This is a genomic window from Mycobacterium sp. DL440, from assembly GCF_011745145.1.
GTDB lineage: Bacteria > Actinomycetota > Actinomycetes > Mycobacteriales > Mycobacteriaceae > Mycobacterium.
The window spans coordinates 6,047,190-6,065,400 of sequence record NZ_CP050191.1 but is presented as its reverse complement, the minus strand read 5'-3'; the positions used below and the strand labels follow the sequence as shown (position 1 = coordinate 6,065,400).

Annotated in this window: 19 protein-coding genes; 7 read left to right on the top strand and 12 right to left on the bottom strand. The window is 66.9% G+C overall.

The genetic code is table 11. From position 1 onward, the window contains the following. Window positions 1-23 precede the first annotated feature (23 nt). Window positions 24-1,580: an APC family permease gene (locus HBE63_RS29525; RefSeq protein WP_166908600.1), complete on the bottom strand. Its 1,557-nt coding sequence runs from the start codon at window positions 1,578-1,580 to the stop codon at window positions 24-26. 210 nt (window positions 1,581-1,790) lie between these two features. On the opposite strand from HBE63_RS29525, the gene HBE63_RS29520 reads away from it, so the two are divergent. Continuing rightward, window positions 1,791-2,552: a GntR family transcriptional regulator gene (locus HBE63_RS29520; RefSeq protein ID WP_166908598.1), complete on the top strand. Its 762-nt coding sequence runs from the start codon at window positions 1,791-1,793 to the stop codon at window positions 2,550-2,552. On the opposite strand, the gene fgd is transcribed toward HBE63_RS29520, so the two are convergent. Further along, window positions 2,553-3,563, bottom strand: coding sequence for a glucose-6-phosphate dehydrogenase (coenzyme-F420) (gene fgd / locus HBE63_RS29515; RefSeq protein ID WP_166908596.1), 1,011 nt, complete (start codon window positions 3,561-3,563; stop codon window positions 2,553-2,555). 34 nt (window positions 3,564-3,597) lie between these two features. Here fgd and HBE63_RS29510 point away from each other — a divergent pair, with 34 nt between their 5' ends. Next, window positions 3,598-4,338, top strand: a complete 741-nt coding sequence (locus tag HBE63_RS29510; protein ID WP_166908594.1) for an MBL fold metallo-hydrolase — start codon at window positions 3,598-3,600, stop codon at window positions 4,336-4,338. On the opposite strand, the gene HBE63_RS29505 is transcribed toward HBE63_RS29510, so the two are convergent. From HBE63_RS29505 to HBE63_RS29490, 4 genes are all read right to left on the bottom strand, one after another. Beyond that, the gene (locus tag HBE63_RS29505; RefSeq protein ID WP_208301248.1) at window positions 4,335-4,616 is read right to left on the bottom strand and encodes a hypothetical protein; all 282 of its coding nucleotides are present in this window, start codon (window positions 4,614-4,616) and stop codon (window positions 4,335-4,337) included. The two genes, HBE63_RS29510 and HBE63_RS29505, sit on opposite strands and share 4 nt — an antisense overlap. Window positions 4,617-4,681: 65 nt before the next feature. Further along, window positions 4,682-5,812, bottom strand: coding sequence for an LLM class flavin-dependent oxidoreductase (locus tag HBE63_RS29500; RefSeq protein WP_243858368.1), 1,131 nt, complete (start codon window positions 5,810-5,812; stop codon window positions 4,682-4,684). After that, the gene (locus tag HBE63_RS29495) at window positions 5,809-6,294 is read right to left on the bottom strand and encodes a GNAT family N-acetyltransferase (protein ID WP_166908592.1); all 486 of its coding nucleotides are present in this window, start codon (window positions 6,292-6,294) and stop codon (window positions 5,809-5,811) included. Before HBE63_RS29495 ends, HBE63_RS29500 begins: the two co-directional genes overlap by 4 nt. Window positions 6,295-6,402: 108 nt before the next feature. Beyond that, complete coding sequence (locus HBE63_RS29490) at window positions 6,403-7,482, bottom strand: class I SAM-dependent methyltransferase (RefSeq protein ID WP_166910389.1); 1,080 nt, start codon at window positions 7,480-7,482, stop codon at window positions 6,403-6,405. A 73-nt stretch (window positions 7,483-7,555) separates the two neighbouring features. Here HBE63_RS29490 and HBE63_RS29485 point away from each other — a divergent pair, with 73 nt between their 5' ends. After that, window positions 7,556-8,428 (top strand): SDR family oxidoreductase, encoded by an 873-nt coding sequence (locus HBE63_RS29485; RefSeq protein WP_166908590.1) that lies wholly within the window; start codon window positions 7,556-7,558, stop codon window positions 8,426-8,428. On the opposite strand, the gene HBE63_RS29480 is transcribed toward HBE63_RS29485, so the two are convergent. From HBE63_RS29480 to HBE63_RS29455, 6 genes are read right to left on the bottom strand one after another with little or no spacing between them, the layout of a single operon-like run. Beyond that, window positions 8,425-8,835, bottom strand: coding sequence for a hypothetical protein (locus HBE63_RS29480; RefSeq protein WP_166908588.1), 411 nt, complete (start codon window positions 8,833-8,835; stop codon window positions 8,425-8,427). The two genes, HBE63_RS29485 and HBE63_RS29480, sit on opposite strands and share 4 nt — an antisense overlap. 12 nt (window positions 8,836-8,847) lie before the next feature. Then, window positions 8,848-10,062, bottom strand: coding sequence for an O-succinylhomoserine sulfhydrylase (locus HBE63_RS29475; protein ID WP_166908586.1), 1,215 nt, complete (start codon window positions 10,060-10,062; stop codon window positions 8,848-8,850). A gap of 7 nt (window positions 10,063-10,069) precedes the next feature. Further along, window positions 10,070-10,483: a rhodanese-like domain-containing protein gene (locus tag HBE63_RS29470; RefSeq protein WP_166908584.1), complete on the bottom strand. Its 414-nt coding sequence runs from the start codon at window positions 10,481-10,483 to the stop codon at window positions 10,070-10,072. Further along, window positions 10,480-10,935, bottom strand: coding sequence for a nuclear transport factor 2 family protein (locus HBE63_RS29465; RefSeq protein WP_166908582.1), 456 nt, complete (start codon window positions 10,933-10,935; stop codon window positions 10,480-10,482). The genes HBE63_RS29470 and HBE63_RS29465 overlap by 4 nt, the downstream gene beginning before the upstream one ends. Window positions 10,936-10,941: 6 nt before the next feature. Next, complete coding sequence (gene purT, locus HBE63_RS29460; RefSeq protein WP_166908580.1) at window positions 10,942-12,216, bottom strand: formate-dependent phosphoribosylglycinamide formyltransferase; 1,275 nt, start codon at window positions 12,214-12,216, stop codon at window positions 10,942-10,944. Window positions 12,217-12,240: 24 nt separating this feature from the next. After that, complete coding sequence (locus HBE63_RS29455; RefSeq protein ID WP_166908578.1) at window positions 12,241-12,543, bottom strand: UBP-type zinc finger domain-containing protein; 303 nt, start codon at window positions 12,541-12,543, stop codon at window positions 12,241-12,243. A 43-nt stretch (window positions 12,544-12,586) separates the two neighbouring features. On the opposite strand from HBE63_RS29455, the gene HBE63_RS29450 reads away from it, so the two are divergent. Genes HBE63_RS29450 through HBE63_RS29435 form a run of 4 tightly spaced genes read left to right on the top strand, consistent with a single transcriptional unit; the run spans window position 12,587 to window position 18,207 of the window. Beyond that, the gene (locus HBE63_RS29450; protein WP_166908576.1) at window positions 12,587-14,176 is read left to right on the top strand and encodes a Na+/H+ antiporter; all 1,590 of its coding nucleotides are present in this window, start codon (window positions 12,587-12,589) and stop codon (window positions 14,174-14,176) included. Next, on the top strand, window positions 14,169-16,175 hold the full coding sequence (locus tag HBE63_RS29445; RefSeq protein WP_166908574.1) for an MMPL family transporter: 2,007 nt from the start codon (window positions 14,169-14,171) through the stop codon (window positions 16,173-16,175). Before HBE63_RS29450 ends, HBE63_RS29445 begins: the two co-directional genes overlap by 8 nt. Window positions 16,176-16,185: 10 nt before the next feature. Then, the gene (locus HBE63_RS29440; RefSeq protein WP_166908572.1) at window positions 16,186-16,992 is read left to right on the top strand and encodes an alpha/beta fold hydrolase; all 807 of its coding nucleotides are present in this window, start codon (window positions 16,186-16,188) and stop codon (window positions 16,990-16,992) included. 9 nt (window positions 16,993-17,001) lie between these two features. Then, the gene (locus HBE63_RS29435; protein ID WP_166908570.1) at window positions 17,002-18,207 is read left to right on the top strand and encodes a cytochrome P450; all 1,206 of its coding nucleotides are present in this window, start codon (window positions 17,002-17,004) and stop codon (window positions 18,205-18,207) included. Window positions 18,208-18,211: the final 4 nt, after the last annotated feature.

Below are 18,211 nucleotides of genomic sequence, written 5' to 3'. Positions count from 1 at the left end.
CCTTTCGATAGCCGCAGCCGCCGCTAACGTTCGTGCGCTTCCTCCAACACCGTGCGCCCGAGATCGGAATAGCGTTGCGGATCCCGGAATTTCAGGAAAATCGCCCACAGCACACCACCGATTCCGGCGATGCCAACAACATACGGGATCGATGTGAAGATCCAGTCGGAAGCCGCCGATCCGGCAGCAAACGAGGCGTTCTTGGCGAGCAGGTAGATGACGTAGAGCATGCCGACCCCGCCGAGCAACGGCGCCAGGAAGGTGGTGAACCAGTTCGCCGTCTCCTGGTGACGCTTCTGCACGTGGAAGTAGGAGATCACCGAGAACGCCGCCAAGGCCTGCACGATCATGACGGCCGTGGTGCCCAGCAGCGCCATCAGGCCGTAGAGCCCGGTGTAAGGGTCACGTCCGGTGATGTCGAAGAACAGCACGATCACGGTCGCGAAACCGGTCTGCACGAATCCGGCGATGTGCGGCGAACCGTGTACCGGGTGGGTGGAGCCGATGGTCTTGCGCATTCCCGGCACGACGTTCTCGCGCCCGATCGCATACAGGTAGCGGGCAGCGCAGTTGTGGAACGCCATGCCGCAGGCGAAGGAACCCGACATCAGCAGGATCTTGAACATGTCGACGGCCCACTGCCCGAGGTGTTCGTGCACCGGGGTGAAGAAGATGTCACCCGCGGTGGCCGAATCCTGGGCCAGGGCAATGGCGTTCTGCGGGCCGGTGCCGACGATGGCCAGCCAGGAGACCAGGACGTAGAAGGTTCCGATGCCGACCACCGAGCTGATCACCGCGATCGGGATGATCTTCTTGGGGTTGCGTGACTCCTCGCCGTACATGGCGCTGGACTCGAAGCCCACCCACGACCAGAACGCGAAGAACAGACCGACACCGGCAGATCCGGCGACAGTGACCATGCTGCCGCCGGTACCGGCCACCTCACCGGAAAGACTCTGAAAACCGTTGAGCGGGTTGAGCGATCCCAGTGACCAGCCCTGTGGTCCCCCACCGGTGAAGACCACCGACAACGCCATCATGGCCAGCATGATGATCTCGGTGACCAGGAACACCGCGAGCACCTTGGCGGCCAGATTGATGTCGAAGTAGGTCAGCAAGGCGTTCACCGCCAGCATCACCACGGCGAACAGGATCCACGGCACATCCACGTTGAAGAACGACTTGAACAGATCGTTGCCGAAGAACGAGAAGATGCCGATGAGCGAGGCCTCGAACACCATGTACGCCAAGGCGGTCAGGAATCCCGCACCGAGACCGACGACACGCCCCAGTCCGTGCGAGATGTATCCGTAGAAGGCGCCGGTAGCGGTGATGTGCTTGCTCATCGCCGCGTAGCCGATGGCGAACAGGGTCAGCACGATGGTGGCGACGAAGTATCCGGCGGGCGCGTTGACGCCATTGCCGAAGCCGACCGCGATCGGCACGTTACCGACCATGGCCGTGATGGGGGCGGCCGTGGCGACTGCCATGAACAGCACGCCCACGAGTCCCACGGCGTTGGGTTTGAGGCGTTGGATGGAGGCGCCGGACGGGGCCGGCGGATCGATGATCTCGCTCATTGTCGGTCCTATCTGAGGACTTATGGACCACTATTTGGTCTGATTGTTCGGCGTCGCCGACAGCATTGTGATGCGACGCAGCACATTGTTAGCCCGTATCAGCGACTCCGGCAACTCGAAACTTATTGCGGGTCAAGCTATTTGTTGCCATCATGTAAATCGGCGGTTTTGGTCTGCTCCACCGGGCCCATTTGGTCCACACTGGAGAATATGTCCCAGACATCCGGCGGCCCCGTTGCCGAAGACGTGCGCCGGCGCATCCTGTCCATGCTGGCCCAGGGCGCCCTGCGGCCCGGTTCGCGGCTGGGCACCGAGCGTGAGATGGCGGCGGACTTCGCGGTGTCGCGCTCCACGCTGCGCAGCGCACTGCTGCCGTTGAGCCAGGCCGGCGTGCTGGAGCGCCGCACCGGGCGCAACGGCGGCACCTTCGTGCGCGCCGACGTCGTCGAACGCAACGCCGCCGAACTCGCCGGGCTACCGGCCCGATTGCGCAGTGGCGGTCACACCAGCGCCACCCGGGTACTGGCGACCGACCGCAGACCGGCCACCCCGGTGGAGTCGCATGCGCTCGAAATCACCGATGGCGCAGATATATTCACGATCCGGCGGCTGCGGTACGCCGACGGTGCGCCGTTGTCGGTGGACCTTTCCTGCTTCGACGCCGAGCGCATGGACGACCTGCTGGAACAGCCGCTCGGCGGTTCGCTCTACGAGTTGGTCCTGGTCCGGTACGGCCTGACCCCCGCTGCCACCACCGAGACCATCGAAGTGGTCAGCGCCAGCCCCCGCGAAGCACAATGGCTCGATATCGCGCAGCGCAAACCGCTCTTGGCCATCACGCGGGTCACCCGCGACAGCAACGGCCGGCCGTTCGAGTACGCCTATGACCTGTTCCGCGCCGACCGGGTCCGGCTCACAGCGACGAGCCATGGCGCGGTCGGCGCGGTCCAGCGTTCAGTCAGCAGCGCGTGATCAGCCCAGCTTGCGCAGGCGCGGCTCCAGGTCCTTCTTGAACAGATCGAGGAAACGACGCTGGTCGTGACCGGGGGCGTGGAACACCAGGTGATTCAGGCCCCACTTGACGTACTGGCCGACCTTCTCGACCGCCTCGTCGGGATCCGAGGCGACGATCCAGCGCTTGGCGACCTGCTCGATGGGCAGCGCGTCGGCAGCCTTCTCCATCTCGATCGGATCTTCGATCGAGTGCTTCTGCTCGGGCGTCAGCGACAGCGGCGCCCAGAACCGGGTGTTCTCCAACGCCAGCTTCGGGTCGGGATCGTAGGAGATCTTGATCTCGATCATCCGGTCGATGTCCTCGGCCTTTCGACCGGCGGCCTCGGCACCCTCCTTCACGGCGGGGATGAGCTTGTCCTTGTACAGCTCCTCCCCCTTGCCGGAGGTGCAGATGAAGCCGTCACCCGCGCGGCCCGCGTATTTGGCCACCACCGGACCGCCCGCGGCGATGTACACCGGGATGCCGCCCTCGGGGACGTCGTAGATCGAGGCGCCCTTGAGCTTGTAGTACTCGCCGTCGAAATCGACGCGGTCGCCGACCCACAGCTCGCGCATGAGCTTGACCGACTCCCGCAGCCGGGCGAAACGTTCCTTGAACTCCGGCCACTCCCCGCTGTAGCCGGTCGCGATCTCGTTGAGCGCCTCGCCGGTGCCCACCCCGAGGAAGATACGGCCCGGGTACAGGCAGCCCATGGTCGCGAACGCCTGCGCGATCACCGCCGGGTTGTACCGGAACGTCGGCGTCAGCACCGAGGTGCCCAGCACGAGCCGCTCGGTCCGCTCGCCCACCGCCGTCATCCAGGCCAGCGAGAACGGCGCATGACCGCCCTCGTGGCGCCACGGCTGGAAATGGTCACTGACCGTCGCGCTGTCCATACCCGCCGCTTCGGCCAGCACTGCCAGCTCGACGAGTTCCCGGGGCGCGAACTGCTCCGCCGATGCCTTATAACCAAGTTTGAGTTCAGCCACGGTTCGTTTCTACCCCAGTCTTTAGACTCGCGACATGGCAGCAGCCCTGACCGCGATCACCGAGCACGTGCACTTCGCCCAGACCGACTTGGTCAACTGGACTCTGGTGACCGACGGGGATCGGGTCATGCTGATCGACGCCGGGTTCCCTGGGCAGCGCCAGGACGTCATCGGCTCGGTGAATCAACTCGGCTACACCATCGAGGACATCGCCGCCGTCCTGCTGACCCACGCTCACATCGACCATTTCGGAACTGCCATCTGGCTCGCGAAAACCCATGGCACACCGGTGTTCTGCTGCGACGCCGAACTCGGCCACACCAAACGTGAATATCTCGAACAAGCCGCCCCCGCTGACGTGGTCCGCAACATCTGGCAGCCCCGCTGGCTCAAGTGGGCAGCCACGATCACCGCCAAGGGCGGGATGAACCACGCCGGCATCCCGACCGCGCAGGCGCTGACGGCCGAGATCGCGGCGGGGCTGCCCGGGGCGCCCGTAGCCGTGCCCACCCCTGGGCACACCGGCGGACACTGCTCGTTCATCGTCGGCGGTGCCTTGGTCAGCGGCGACGCCCTGGTGACCGGGCATCCGCTACTGCGGCGCACCGGACCGACGTTGCTTCCGGCCCTGTTCAACCACGACGAGGACGGCTGTCTGCGCAGCCTCGAGACGCTCGGCGTGCTGAATACCGACATCATGCTGCCCGGCCACGGTCCGTTGTGGCGCGGCCCGATCGCAGACGCCGCCCGGCAGGCCGCCACTCTCCACGCTTAGTGCTGCAGGATCCGGTACCCCAGCAGGAAGAACCCGGTCAGGCACAGACCGCAGGCCAGCACGATCGTCGGCATCAGGACCATCTGGTCGAGTTCGTCGGGGTCGAACACCTCGTCGTCGTACACCGACCCGAACATCACCCGGGCAAACTTGGTCCGGCGGAATGCGTGCATCCGCCGCCGCGAATCCGCCGAATCCGCCCGGCGACCGATGAACAGCCGCAAAGCCACGCCGGTCGCAAACACCACCGCAGCCGCTGCCAGTAGCAGCGATCCCACGATTACCTGCAGACTCGGCAAATACACCCCTAGCGGTGACGACAGCTTCGGGGTCAGCCTAGCCGCTATTGGCGCCACCGCTCGGCAATCAGCTGGTGGGAGCGCAGCCGGTCGGAGTGCCGGTGCGTCACCGAGGTGATGACGAGTTCGTCCGCCCCGCTGACCCGCTGGAGGGCTTCCAGCCGCGAGGCGACCTGATCGGGGTCACCGACGAATTGTGTTGCGATACGGTCCCGGACCACGGCCAGCTGCTCGTCGGACAGCGGCCCGCAGTCGGCCGGATCCGGGTAGGGCACCGCGCCGCCGCCGGCCCGGATCGAATACACCCAGTGGCCGTAGCTCGACGCCAAATGTCGTGCGGTGGCTTCATCGTCGGCCACGACCACATCGGCCGACACCGCCACGTACGGCTCGGACAGGCTCTCCGACGGCGTGAATCCGTTGCGGTACACCTCGATTGCCTCCAGCGCGGTGGCTGGGGTGATGTGATAGCTCGCCACGAACGGCAACCCGCGCGCGGCGGCGACGCGCGCACTCTGCCCCTTGCTGCTGCCGAACACCCACGGTGTCAGACCGGCGCCCGCACCGGGAACGGCCGTGCCCACCTCGTAACGGCCGGCGAGCATGGCCAGGATGTCATCCACCTGTTCGGCGAAATCCGGTGTGACAGCTTCGGGTTGCTGCAACACCGCCATCCGCGACCGCAGCCGCGGGTCCCGCATCAGCGCGCTGACGTCGTAGGGCGCGGGGATCACCACACCGTCGAGTTCGTGCCACTGGCGCGGCGGCCTGGGCTCACGCGGCTTGTCCCGCACCGCTTCGGCGCGTTTCTGACCCGAGCGGCCCACCCCCAGATCGATCCGGTCGGGATGGAACGCGGCCAGGGTGCCGAAGCTCTCCACCACGGCGACCGCCGTGGTGTGGCCGAGTTGCACGGCCGCGGTGCCGACCCTGATGCGTTCGGTGGCCGCGGCGATCTGGCCCACCAGAACCGCGGGCGACGAGCTGGCCACCGATACGAAGTGATGCTCGGCGACCCAATACCGTTGGTAGCCCCACTGTTCGGCGTGCTGGGCCAGGTCGACAGTGTTCCGCAGCGCAGTCTTCGCATCGCTGCCCGCACTGATCGGCGCCAGGTCGAGGATCGAGAGCGACGCCGCCTTCGGCTCCTCGCGCAAGCGCTCGTCGGCAGTCACGTCAGCTCCTTCTCGAACGCGATCGGGAAGACCGTCCCCTCCCCCTCGGGCGGCAATGGCGCGGTCAGCCGGGTGTAACCCGCGGAATCGTAGAGCGCCTCGGCCTCCGGCTGCAGGTGGCCCGTCGTCAGATAGACCCTCCGGTACCCGCGCACGGCGATCTCGCATTCGAGGTGGGCAAGCAGCACCCTGCCGTACCCACGCTGCCGATAACGACTGTCGGTCCAGATGCGTTTGAGCTCGGCAGTGGCGGCGTCGAATCGGGTGAATGCGCCGCCGGTCACCGGCACGCCGTCGAGCACGCCGATGTACAGGCCGCCGTCGGGCGAGGCAAACTCGTCGGCCGACTTCCCGCGCAACCAGTCCGTCATCTGCTCCGGCGTTCCGCCGTAGCGCCCCGAGTACTCCACCGCCAGCTCGGCCAGCAGCGGGACAGCCAGCGGATCTTCCAGGCCGACCGCGACAAACCGCACACCACTCACGGGGGCTGACTTAACCACCGTTCCGATACCCACGGCGACTTCAACGCGCAGCCATGGCCGCTATATGCCCACAGGCTCAGCCTGATCGAAACTCTGCCGAGCCAGGGCTCATTTCCTGGCGAGGTAGTAGAAGTTCGATGGGTCCTGGTCGATCTCGGCGACCTCCACGTCGTTGAATCCGGCGTCGGCGAGCATCGACACGGCCAACTGCCGACCCCACATCGTGCCCAGCCCGGCACCTCCCAGGCCGAGCGAGACCGACATGCAGTGCGTCAGTGACACGGCGTAGCGATACGTACTCATCGCGACGCCGATGTTGTCCTCCAGCCGACTGGAGGCCTTGATGTCGGCCATCACCAGCACTCCACCCGGGCGCAGCGCACGATAGATGTTCTCCAGCACCCGGGCCGGCTGCGCCTGGTCATGAATCGCATCGAATGCGGTGATCAGGTCGTACGCCGCGGTCTGGTCCAGGTCCGCCAAGTCGGAAGGCAGGAACGAGGCATTGGTCAATCCACGTTGCGCCGCCTCGGCGGCCCCGGTGGCGATGGCTTCCTGCGAGAAGTCGATACCAGTGAATCGGCTGGCCGGATAGGCCCGGGCCATCAGGCCGATCGCGTATCCACTGCCACATCCGAAATCGGCGACGTCGATTCCGCTCTCGAGCCGTCGTGGAAGGCCATCGACCAATGGCAGCACAGCACCGACCAGGGCAGCGTCGAACACCTCGCCGCTGCGCTCGGCCATCACGGTGTGAAAGCGCGGATAGTCGTCGTAGTGCAGACCGCCGCCATCGCGGAAGCGGCCGAGGATCTTCTGCTCGACTTCGCACATCAGCGGGACATACTGGGCCAGGCGCGCCAGATTACCCAGGCCGGAGTCGCGCGTCAGCGCAGCGGCGCGGTGGGCGGGCAACCGATACGTCGAGGATTCCGCGTCGTAGTCCACCACCCGCCCCGCAGCCATCCCGCCGAGCCATTCGCGGACATAGCGCTCATCGAGGCCAGCCGCATCGGCGATCTCGGCACTCGTTGCCGCAGGCAGCTTCGCCATCGCGTCGAACAGGCCGGTCTGGTGGCCGAGACTCAGCAGGAGCGTCAACCCTGCACCGTCGATCGCCGAGGTGATCCGCTCGGAGAATTCCTCTGCGGTTTCGGTTATTGCCTGCTGATCGGTGCCATTCGCCATCACGCCCGCCCAGACTACGCTGCCTCGGCCACCCCCTTCCGCACCAAACTTGACACGTGTAAAGTTCGCCGCCATGGAGAACATCCGGGGCAAGACCATTGCGATCACCGGCGCCGCCCGCGGCATCGGCTACGCCACCGCCAAGGCCCTGCTGGCCAAGGGCGCCCGCGTCGTCATCGGCGACCGTGACGTCGCCCTTCAGGAGTCTGCCGTCGTCGAGCTCACCAAGCTCGGCCAGGTCTCCGGCTACCCGCTCGACGTCACCGACCGCGAATCCTTCGCGACGTTCCTGGACAAGGCCCGCACCGACGGTGGCGGACACATCGACGTGCTGATCAACAACGCCGGTGTCATGCCGGTCGGCCCGTTCCTGGACCAGAGCGAACAGTCGCTCCGGTCCAACATCGAGGTCAACGTGTATGGCGTGCTCACCGGCTGCCAGTTGGCGCTGCCGGAGATGGTGAAGCGCCGCCGCGGCCACGTCATCAACATCGCGTCACTGTCGGGCCTGATCCCGCTGCCGGGGCAGGTTGTCTACGTCGGCGCCAAGTACGCCGTCGTCGGACTGACCACCGCGCTCGCCGATGAAATGGCCCCGCATGGGGTGGACGTGTCGGTGGTCATGCCGCCGTTCACCAACACCGACCTGATCTCGGGCACCAAGTCCGGTGGAGCGATCAAGCCGGTCGAGCCCGAAGAAATTGCAGCAGCCATCGTCAAAACTTTGAACAAGCCCAAGACCCACGTGTCGGTGCCGCCACCGCTGCGCTTCACCGCACAGGCCGCTCAGATGCTGCCACCCAAGGGCCGCCGCTGGATGAACAAGAAACTGGGCCTGGACAGCGTGTTCCTGGAGTTCGACGTCGCCAAGCGCAAGAGTTACGAGGACCGGGCCCAGGCCGCCCAGGGCGTCGTGGAGAGCGGAGGAGCCTCGAACCCGAGCTAGAAGGTGGGCAGCTCAGCGCCGTGGCGGTAGCCCTCGATCACCTCGAGGGCACCGCCGAGCAATTCCTCGTGGGTGAACTCGTAGCGCTCGACGCTGCCGACGAACACCACCCGCACGATCTCGCCGTCCTCGGCCGCATCCAGCCACAGTGAGGTCACCGGGAGGCCGTCGGACACGTGGGCGCCGGACGGCTCGTAGAACCACACCGCATAGTTGTCGCTGGACTCGTCTTCGTCAAAAGTCCAACCCCGGGCGGTGATTCGCTCGTCGAACTCGGCCAGATCGGCGACGACGGCATCCGGGATGTCGGCCAACTGATCGACGGACTCCGCCGACACCCGATTCACGCCCCGGTCGGCCTGCCGCTTGCGGCGGCGGGCCTTCTTGGCGGCACTATCCTTCGACACGCCAACCCTCGGCTAACTCAGCGCCTGGTCGAGATCGGCGATCAGATCCTCGGTGCCTTCCAGGCCGATCGAGATGCGCACGACACCGTCGCCCAGCCCGATCGCGGCGCGACCTTCCGGCCCCATGGCCCGGTGCGTGGTGGTGGCCGGGTGGGTGATCAGCGTCTTGGCGTCGCCCAGGTTGTTCGAGATGTCGACGACGCGCAGCTTGTCGAGCACCTCGAATGCGCGGGCCTTGCCATCGGTGGCGTTCAACTCGAAGGTGACGACGGTGCCGCCGCCACGCATCTGACGCTGCGCCAGGTCGTACTGAGGATGCGACTTCAGGAACGGGTACTTGACCCAGCTCACCGACGGGTGGCCTTCCAGGAACTCGGCGATCAGCTGCGCCGAGCGGTTCGAATAGTCCACCCGGACCGCAAGCGTCTCAAGGCCTTTCAACAGCGTCCAGGCATTGAACGCGCTGATCGCCGGACCGGTGTGGCGCATCAGCTTCTGCACCGGGCCGTCGATGTATTCCTTGTCGCCCAGAATCGCCCCGCCGAGCACGCGGCCCTGCCCGTCGATGTGCTTGGTGCCCGAATACACCACCACATCCGCACCGAGCGGCATGCCCTGCTGCAGCAGTGGAGTGGCGAAGACGTTGTCCAGCACCACCTTTGCGCCCGCGGCATGGGCCAGCTCGGACACCGCGGCGATATCCACCAGAGATTGCATCGGGTTGGACGGCGTCTCGAAGAACACCGCCGTCGTCGGCACCGACAGCGCCTCTTCCCACTGCGCGAGGTCTTCGCCGTCGACGAACACCGTCTCCACACCCCAGCGCGGCAGGATCTCGTTACACACCACGAAACACGACCCGAACAGGCTCCGGGCGGCCACCAGACGGTCACCCGCACCCAGAAGTGCGCCCAGCGCCGTGAACACCGCCGCCATACCGGTGGCGGTCGCAAAACAGGCGGGCGCATCTTCGATGAGCCGGAGCCGCTCCTCGAACATCGAGATGGTCGGATTGCCGTAACGGGAGTAGACGAAGCGGTCGATCTCGCCGGTGAACGCCTGCTCGGCCGCGGACGCGGACTCGTAGACATACCCCGAGGTCAGGTACATCGCCTCGGCGGTTTCCTCGAACTCCGAGCGCAGCAGACCGCCGCGCACGCCGATGGTGGCCTGGCTGACGCCCTCAGGCAGGGCAGCCGGGATCCGGACAGATGGGATGTCAGTCATCGAACTCTCAACTTTGTTTCCAAGGCAGACCAACGGCCTTCCAGCCGGTACCGCCGCGGTGGCGGTTCTCGTCGAGATTGCCCTCGAATCCGTCGAGGATGTTGTACGACGGCGCGATGCCGGCGGCGGTGGCGGCCTCGGCAGCACCGATCGAGCGGTTGCCGGAGCGACACAGGAAGACCACCGGCCGCTCGCCCGGCGTCACTCCTGACGCCTGGAGATCATCGACGAACGCGTCGTTGTGGCCGCCCTCGGTCCGGTTCCACTCCACGTACACCACGTCACGCTCGAGGCTGGACAAATCCGGCACGCCGACGAAGCGCCACTCGGCGTCGGTACGACAGTCCACCAGCACGGCCTCGGAATTCTCACTCAGAAGTTTCCAGGCCTCCTCAGGCGTGATGTCTCCTGCATAGCTCACGGGCGTGAGTCTCCCATACTCGAACAGACGCGCCATTGGCCGTCCTCGCGCACAAAGACCGTCTCAGTGTTCACCTTGGCATCGGGGGTGTTGCCGAAGTGGTAAACCACCGTTGCGGTGGCCCGATCATCCGCGACATGCACCGCGGTCACGTCGTCGACGTACCTGGCGCCCTGCTTGGCCACCGAATCACGCTGCCGGGCAATGAAATCTGCCTCGGTGCCGCGTTGCGCGGTGCAGGTGTGATCGGAGAATTCACCGAAGTTCTCCCGCTGCAGGGCGTCGTTCTGGCCGACCGCCGCGAGGCTGACCTTCTGCTCCTCACTCTGCCCGTCGCTGCCGAAGATGTTGAGCAGAACGACAATGATCACCACGAGCACAATGACGGCCAGCGCGCCGAGGAACGGCGCCATCGTGGGCCGATCCTCGGTGTCGTCAGTGCTGTCAGCCATCCCGGGCTACCACAGCTTGCGCAGCGCAGAGCCGACCCGGCGGGCACGGTCCCGGGCAATGATCACATCGGGCGCGGTGGCCAATGCGACCCCGAGGCGCCGCGGGGTCTCGGATTCACCCGGCCGGCCGAACAACCGCACATCGCTTTCCGAGGTGGCCAGCGCTTCGGACAACACACCGCTGATGTCGGCCGACAGCTCGCCGGCATCGGCCCCGCCGTAGCTGACCTCGGCGGCTGCCGGGGAGATCATGATGGTGTCCACCGCCAGACCCAGGATGGCCCTGGCGTGCAGCTCGAACTCCGACAACCGCTGCGACCGCAGCGTCACCAGCCCGCTGTCATGCGGCCGGATCCGGACATCGGAGAAATACACGTCGTCGCCCTGAACCAGCAGCTCGACCCCGAACACCCCGCGTCCGCCCAACGAGTTGACGATCCGTGCGGAGATGGACTTCGCGGCGTCCAGCGCAGCCGGCGACAGTGGCTGAGGCTGCCACGACTCCAGCACGTCCGTGCTGACCTGACGGTGACCGATCGGCTCGCAGAACTGCACGCCGGGACCCGACGGCCCGGCCGTGCGCACGGTCAACATCGTGATCTCGTATTCGACCTCGACCACGGACTCGGCCAGCACGCGGTTCTGGGCAATGTGTCCGGCGGTGGTGGCACGCTGCCAGGCCGGTTCGACGTCGTCGGGTCGCAGCAGCACCGACTCACCGTCGCGCTGCGCGCCCACGACCGGCTTGACCACCAATGGGAAGCCGGCATGCTCGGCCACCGCGGTCAGCTCCTCGACCGACCCGGCGAACCAGAACGGCACCGTGGGCAGGCCCAGCTCATCCGACGCCAGCCGGCGCAGGCCTTCGCGGTCCTGGCTGAGCCGGATGCTGCGCGGGGCAGGCAGAACCTCGATACCGCCCCGCTCTGCCACCGCCACCAGGGCGTCGGCGGCGATGACGCCGGATTCGGCCACCACGTAACGCGGCTTCTCCCGCTCGATCAGCGCGGTAAGTTCCTCGGCGTCATTCATCTTGATCACCGCCGAGCGCTCCGCGACGCCGTGTGCGGGTGCGTAGTACCGGTCCGCGGCCACCACGACACCGCCGAGCCGCTGGAATGCCAGCGCGAGCTCCCGGCTCAACTCGCCCGAGCCCAGCAGCAGGACCGTCGCCGCAGGGTCGGTGGGCTTGTCGGCGCCCTCTTCGGCGTCGTCGACCTGATCGTCGGTCAGGTCAGGTGTCTCCCCAGCGGGCTGCGCGTCTTCTATCGATTCACTCATCGCACGCACCAGCCTGCCAGATCGTCACCCGACCCGATGGTCGATATAGCACCAACGCCAACTCTCGCCGGGTTCCGCCGAACGCATCACCGGATGACCGCTTTGCTGAAAGTGCTTGGTGGCATGCTGATGCGGGCTCGAGTCACAGCAACCGACGTGACCGCACGTCATGCACATCCGCAGATGCGCCCAGCTGTTCTCGCCGTCTTCCTCGCATTCCTGGCACTGTCCGGGAGTCAACGGTTGCGGCTCGGGGACCTCGGCGTCGAGATGTGCACAGGTGCGAGGCGTCGGACTGTGCTCACGCCGACGTGATCTCCTCAACATGTTGATCAAGGATAGGCACGGCAGACGAAGGAGGAACGACAACGTGGGTGCCTCACTCCTGGCGGCCCTGGTAGCCGCCATCCTGCTGGCCGCCGTCGCCCGCCGCTTGGACGTCTCGGCGCCGTTGGCGCTGGTGGTGGCCGGACTCGCCGGCAGCGCGCTGCCCGGCTTCCACGATGTACAGCTGGATCCCGAACTGGTGCTGTTCGTGATCCTGCCTCCGCTGCTGTGGTCGGCGGGCCTGGAGAGCAGTTATGTGGCGCTGCGCCGCAACATCCGGCCGATCGGGCTGCTCGCCGTCGGGCTACCGCTGGCCACGACGTTCGCTGTCGGCATCGTCGCCTTTCACATCGTGCCCGAACTCACGATCGCAGCGGCCCTGACCCTCGGCGCGATCGTCGCCCCGCCCGACGCGGTCTCGGCCACCGCCGTCGGCCGCCGCCTCGGTCTGCCTCGACGCATCATGACCCTGCTCGGTGGGGAAAGCCTGCTCAACGACGCCACCGCACTGACCGCCTACAAAGTGGCGCTCGGAGCTGCCATCGGCACGGCCGCCAGCTGGGGCAGCGGTTTGGGCACCTTCGCCCTGGCCGCGGTCGGCGGTACGGTCGTCGGCTGGTTGATCGGCATGGTGGTGCACTTCATCCGCACCCGGCTCGACGATCCACTGGTCGAGAGCGCCATCGGCCTGGTCGCACCGTTCTTCACCTACCTGCTGGCCGAGGAGATCCACGGCTCCGGCGTGATCGCCGTGGTGGTGGCGGCGTTGATCCTGGGCCAGCGGGAGACACAGGCCGGCTACGCCACCCGGCTGCAGGACAAGGCCGTGTGGAAGGCCCTGCAGCTGATCCTGGAATCGTTCGCGTTCCTGCTGATCGGCCTGCAGCTGCCGAAGGTGATCAGCGAACTTGCCGGCATCTCGGCGGCCACGCTGGCGATCTCGTCGGCAGCCGTGCTCACCACGGTGATCGGGGTGCGCATCGTGTGGGTGTACGTCTCGGCCTATCTGCCCCGGCTGCTGTCCAAAAAGCTCTGTGCACGCGAGCCGGCGCCGACGGGCGGGCAGGTGTTCATCGTCGCGTGGGCGGGCATGCGGGGCGTGGTGTCGTTGGCCGCGGCGTTCGGTGTTCCGGCCACCACGCTGGTCGGCGATCCGTTCCCCGGCCGCCCGCAGTTGGTGTTCCTCACCTTTGTGGTTGTGGTCGGCACCCTTTTGCTGCACGGCTTGACGCTGCCCTGGTTCATTCGGGTGCTCGGGGTCCAGGGGGACGAGGCACACAGCGACGCCGTCGCCACCGCCGCGGCGCAGGACAAGGCGGCCCGGGCCGCAGCTGAACGGCTCGACGCCTTGATGTCCGAACAATCGGCCACCGATGTGCCCGAACGTGCCGCCGACGTGCTGCGGGCGTGGAACACCCGGCGCCGTAATACCGCCTGGGAGCGTTTGGGACGCGACGACGCCGACATCGGTGAGAGCCCGACGTCGGCATTCCGCCGGCTACGCCTCGAAATGCTTGCCGCCGAACGGGACACGTTCATCGCCGAGCGCGATGCGGGACACATCGACGACGAGGTCCTGCGTACTGTGCTGCATGGACTCGACTTGGAAGAGGCGACACTGAATCGTGATTAGGCGTCTGGCGTGGCTCGCGGTGTTGGTCGTGATCGTCTCGGGCGCGCTACTGGGCCTGCTCAGCGGCAGCGACGCCGCCTCGCAGTCACCAGTCGCCGTTCCGTCCGATGCCGAGTCGGCGCGGGCTGACGCGCTGCGTGCCGATTTTCCCGGCGGAGATCAGGTTCCGGCGATCCTGGTGGTGACCCGCACCGACGGCGGTGAACTCACCATGACCGACGTCGATGCCACCGCCGATGCACGGAACCGGATGACCGACGCGCCCGGCCCGCCCGTGGTGGTCGCCGACGATCGCAAAGCTGCCGTGGCCACCGTGCCGTTGAAGGCCGACCTGTCGGGCTTCGGGCTGAACGACGCGGTGAAGGATCTGCGCACCACCGCCACCGACGGCTTGCCGCCAGAGTTGAAGGCCGAGATCACCGGCGGCCCGGCGTTCGGCGCGGACATCGCCAATTCGTTTGCCGGAGCGAACATCACGCTGCTCGCGGTGACGGCAGCGGTGGTGGCCCTGCTGCTCATCATCACCTACCGCTCACCGGTGCTGTGGCTGGTGCCGCTGCTGGTCATCGCTTTCGCCGATCGCGTGGGCGCCGTCGTCGGGACCGCGGTGGCCTCCGGATTCGGCCTGAGCCCGGACGGTTCGACGTCGGGCATCACGAGCGTGCTGGTGTTCGGTGCGGGCACCAACTATGCGCTGCTGTTGATCTCGCGGTACCGGGAGGAGCTGGGGCGGACCGAGCAGCACCGCGAAGCCCTCGTGGTTGCGGTGCGGGCCGCCGCCCCGGCGATCGTGGCGAGTAACGCCACCGTGGTGCTGGCCCTGCTGACACTGCTACTCGCCTCCGCGCCGAGCAACCGCAGCCTCGGCGTGCAGGCCGCATCAGGTCTGGTGGTCGCCGCGATCTTCGTGCTGGTCGTGTTGCCGCCACTGCTCGCCCTGTGCGGCAAGCGGCTGTTCTGGCCGTTCATTCCCAAGGTCGGCGCCACGCCGCTGACCGAAAGCGGTGTCTGGCACCGGATTGCGGACTCCGTGGCACGCAAACCCGCCATCGTTGCGGTGGCGTCGCTGGCCGGCCTGGCCGTGCTGTGCACCGCGCTGCTGGCCACGCCGATCGGGCTGACCCAAACCGAGCAGTTCCGGGTGCAGGCCGAATCGGTGACCGGATACCAGACACTGGCCGCGCATTTCCCGAGCGGTCTGACCGACCCCACCCGCGTCATCGCCGCCACCGCCAAGGCCGGCGCGGTGCAGCGGGCCATCACCGACACCCCCGGCGTCGTCTCCGCCACGCCCGCCGGCCAGTCGACGACCGGGCTGAGCCAATGGTCGGTGGTGCTGGCGGCCGAACCGGCCTCCGACGAGGCCTTCGAAACCATTGACGCCCTGCGTGATTCGGTGCGGTCTGCGGACCGGACCGCGGTTGTGGGCGGGTCCGATGCCCAGGCCGGGGACATCGCCACAGCGGCGCAGCGTGACCGGCTGGTGGTGATCCCGGCAATCCTGGCGGTGGTGCTGGCCGTGCTCTACCTGCTGCTGCGGTCAGTCTTCGCACCGCTGGTGCTGGTCGGGGTCACGGTGCTCAGCGCGCTGGCTGCACTCGGACTGGGCGGCTGGGCCAGCGTGCACGTGTTCGGATTCCCGGCCCTGGACAACAGCACCCCGCTGTTCGCCTTCCTGTTCCTGGTGGCCCTCGGCGTCGACTACACGATCTTCCTGGTGACCCGGGCCCGCGAAGAGACACCGGAGTACGGAACTCGCCAGGGCATCGTGCGGGCGGTGTCGGCCACCGGAGCGGTGATCACCAGTGCCGGTGTGGTGCTGGCTGCAGTGTTCTGTGTCCTGGGCGTGCTGCCGCTGATCGTGCTGACGCAGCTGGGCATCATCGTCGGGCTCGGCATCCTGCTGGACACCTTCGTCGTCCGCACAGTGATCATTCCTGCCCTGTTCACGTTGATCGGCCCCCGCATCTGGTGGCCTGGACTACGTGCCGACCGCTAACTTGGCAGGTATGCAGGAGTTGCGAGTGCCGACGAAACTCGGCCGCCTCCGCGTTCAGGTCCGCGGCGACGGCGATGCAGTGTTGTTCTGGCCGAGCCTGCTGATGTCCGGCGACATGTGGGCTGGGCAGGTGAAGGAGTTCGAGCCCGATCACCGGGTCATCCTCGTTGACCCACCTGGCCACGGCGGTAGCGAAAAGCTGGCCGCCCCTTTCAGTTTCACCGACTGCGCCGATACCGTTGCCGACATTCTCGACGGCGTGGGCGTCGAGCGCACGCACTTCGTCGGCAACTCGTGGGGCGGAATGATCGGTGGGACGTTCGCGGCGTTGTATCCGAGCCGCATCGGCCGCGCCGTGTTGATGAACTGCACGGCCTCGCCCGCCGGGCGAGCGCAGAAGTTGGAATACGGCTTGCTGCTGCGGATGGCCAAAGCGCTCAGGGGAATCCGCGGTCCCCTCACTCGTCCGGTGCTCACGGCGTTCCTGGGCCCGACGACGTTTGACACACGTCCCGAGGTGGTCGCCTTCGTGCGGGATGCCCTGCACCGCGTTGACGTCGATTCCGCCGCGTGGGCGGTGACGAGCGTGGTGCCGCGCCGACCAGACCAGCGGACGTTGCTCTCCCGGGTGAAGGCACCGGTGCTCGTGGTCGCCGGCGCCGAAGACGCGACGTTCCCGCTCAGGGAGACCATCGCGATGGCTGATGCCATTCCAGGGGCCGACGTGACGGTGCTCGACGGCGTCGCACACCTGGCCGCGCTGGAAAATCCCCGCCTTGTCAACACGTTGATCAGGCAGTTCCTGGCACGCGGGTAGCGTCGTGGCATGACTGGGCCGACGACGCTGCCGCCATTGCACATGCGGCGCAATGCCTTCGACCCGACGCCGGACCTGCGCGAGATCCGTGAGACCGACGGGGTGCGCAAGGTCATCAGTGCGCTCGGCAATCCCGTGTACCTGATCACCCGCCACGAGGACGTCAAGGCGATGTTGTCGGACCACGAGCGGTTCTCCAACAGCAGACCACCCGGTTTCACCCTGCCCGGAGCGCCCGAGATGTCCGAGGAGGAGCTCGCTAGCGCCCGGGCCGGCAACCTGCTGGGGATTGACCCGCCCGAACACCAGCGGCTGCGCCGCATGCTCACCGCGGAGTTCACCATCCGCCGGATGAAACGTCTGGAACCTCGCATCGTCGAGATCGTCGACTCCCGGCTCGATGCGATGGCAGCGGCCGGCCCGCCGTCGGATCTGGTGACCGACTTTGCGCTTCCTATTCCCTCGCTGGTGATCTGCGAACTGCTCGGCGTGCCCTACGAGGACCGCGACGACTTCCAGCAACGCTCGACCCTCCAGCTCGACTTGTCCCTGCCCATCGCGGAACGTCTTGCGCTGCAACAGCAGAGCCGGGACTACATGCGCGGTCTCGTCGCGCGGGCCCGCCAGGATCCGGGCGAGGACATCCTCGGCATGCTGGTGCGCGACCATGGTGGCGAGCTGTCCGACGACGAACTCGTCGGCATCGCCGGGCTGTTGCTGCTCGCCGGGCATGAAACCACGTCGAACATGCTGGGCCTGGGCGTCCTGGCATTGCTGCGCCACCCCGACCAGCTGGCCGCGGTCCGCGACGATCCGGAGGCCGTCGGCCCCGCAGTCGAGGAACTGCTGCGCTGGCTGTCCATCGTGCAGAACGCCATCCCCCGCTTCACCACCACCGAGGTCGAAGTTGCCGGCGTGCGGATTCCCGCGGGCGAATTGGTCTTTGCCTCACTGCCCGCAGGCAATCGCGACCCCGACTTCATCCACACCCCCGACGTGCTCGACATCAGCCGCGGCGCGCCCGGCCATCTGGCCTTCGGCCACGGCGTGCACCACTGTCTCGGCGCTCCGCTGGCCCGCATGGAGATGCGGATCGCCTTCCCGGCCCTGCTGCAACGGTTCCCGGACCTTGCCCTGGCCGAGCCGTTCGACGACGTCGCCTACCGGTCTTTCCACTTCATCTACGGGCTGAAATCGTTGGCGGTAACGTGGTGAGGCC

What these genes read in the sequence shown, in the direction of transcription:
- HBE63_RS29525 (WP_166908600.1), bottom strand. Translation starts at nt 1,580, where the DNA reads ATGAGCGAGATCATCGATCCGCCGGCCCCGTCCGGCGCCTCCATCCAA.
- HBE63_RS29520 (WP_166908598.1), top strand. Translation starts at nt 1,791, where the DNA reads ATGTCCCAGACATCCGGCGGCCCCGTTGCCGAAGACGTGCGCCGGCGC.
- HBE63_RS29510 (WP_166908594.1), top strand. Translation starts at nt 3,598, where the DNA reads ATGGCAGCAGCCCTGACCGCGATCACCGAGCACGTGCACTTCGCCCAG.
- HBE63_RS29490 (WP_166910389.1), bottom strand. Translation starts at nt 7,482, where the DNA reads ATGGCGAATGGCACCGATCAGCAGGCAATAACCGAAACCGCAGAGGAA.
- HBE63_RS29485 (WP_166908590.1), top strand. Translation starts at nt 7,556, where the DNA reads ATGGAGAACATCCGGGGCAAGACCATTGCGATCACCGGCGCCGCCCGC.
- HBE63_RS29475 (WP_166908586.1), bottom strand. Translation starts at nt 10,062, where the DNA reads ATGACTGACATCCCATCTGTCCGGATCCCGGCTGCCCTGCCTGAGGGC.
- HBE63_RS29465 (WP_166908582.1), bottom strand. Translation starts at nt 10,935, where the DNA reads ATGGCTGACAGCACTGACGACACCGAGGATCGGCCCACGATGGCGCCG.
- purT (WP_166908580.1), bottom strand. Translation starts at nt 12,216, where the DNA reads ATGAGTGAATCGATAGAAGACGCGCAGCCCGCTGGGGAGACACCTGAC.
- HBE63_RS29455 (WP_166908578.1), bottom strand. Translation starts at nt 12,543, where the DNA reads ATGTTGAGGAGATCACGTCGGCGTGAGCACAGTCCGACGCCTCGCACC.
- HBE63_RS29440 (WP_166908572.1), top strand. Translation starts at nt 16,186, where the DNA reads ATGCAGGAGTTGCGAGTGCCGACGAAACTCGGCCGCCTCCGCGTTCAG.
- HBE63_RS29435 (WP_166908570.1), top strand. Translation starts at nt 17,002, where the DNA reads ATGACTGGGCCGACGACGCTGCCGCCATTGCACATGCGGCGCAATGCC.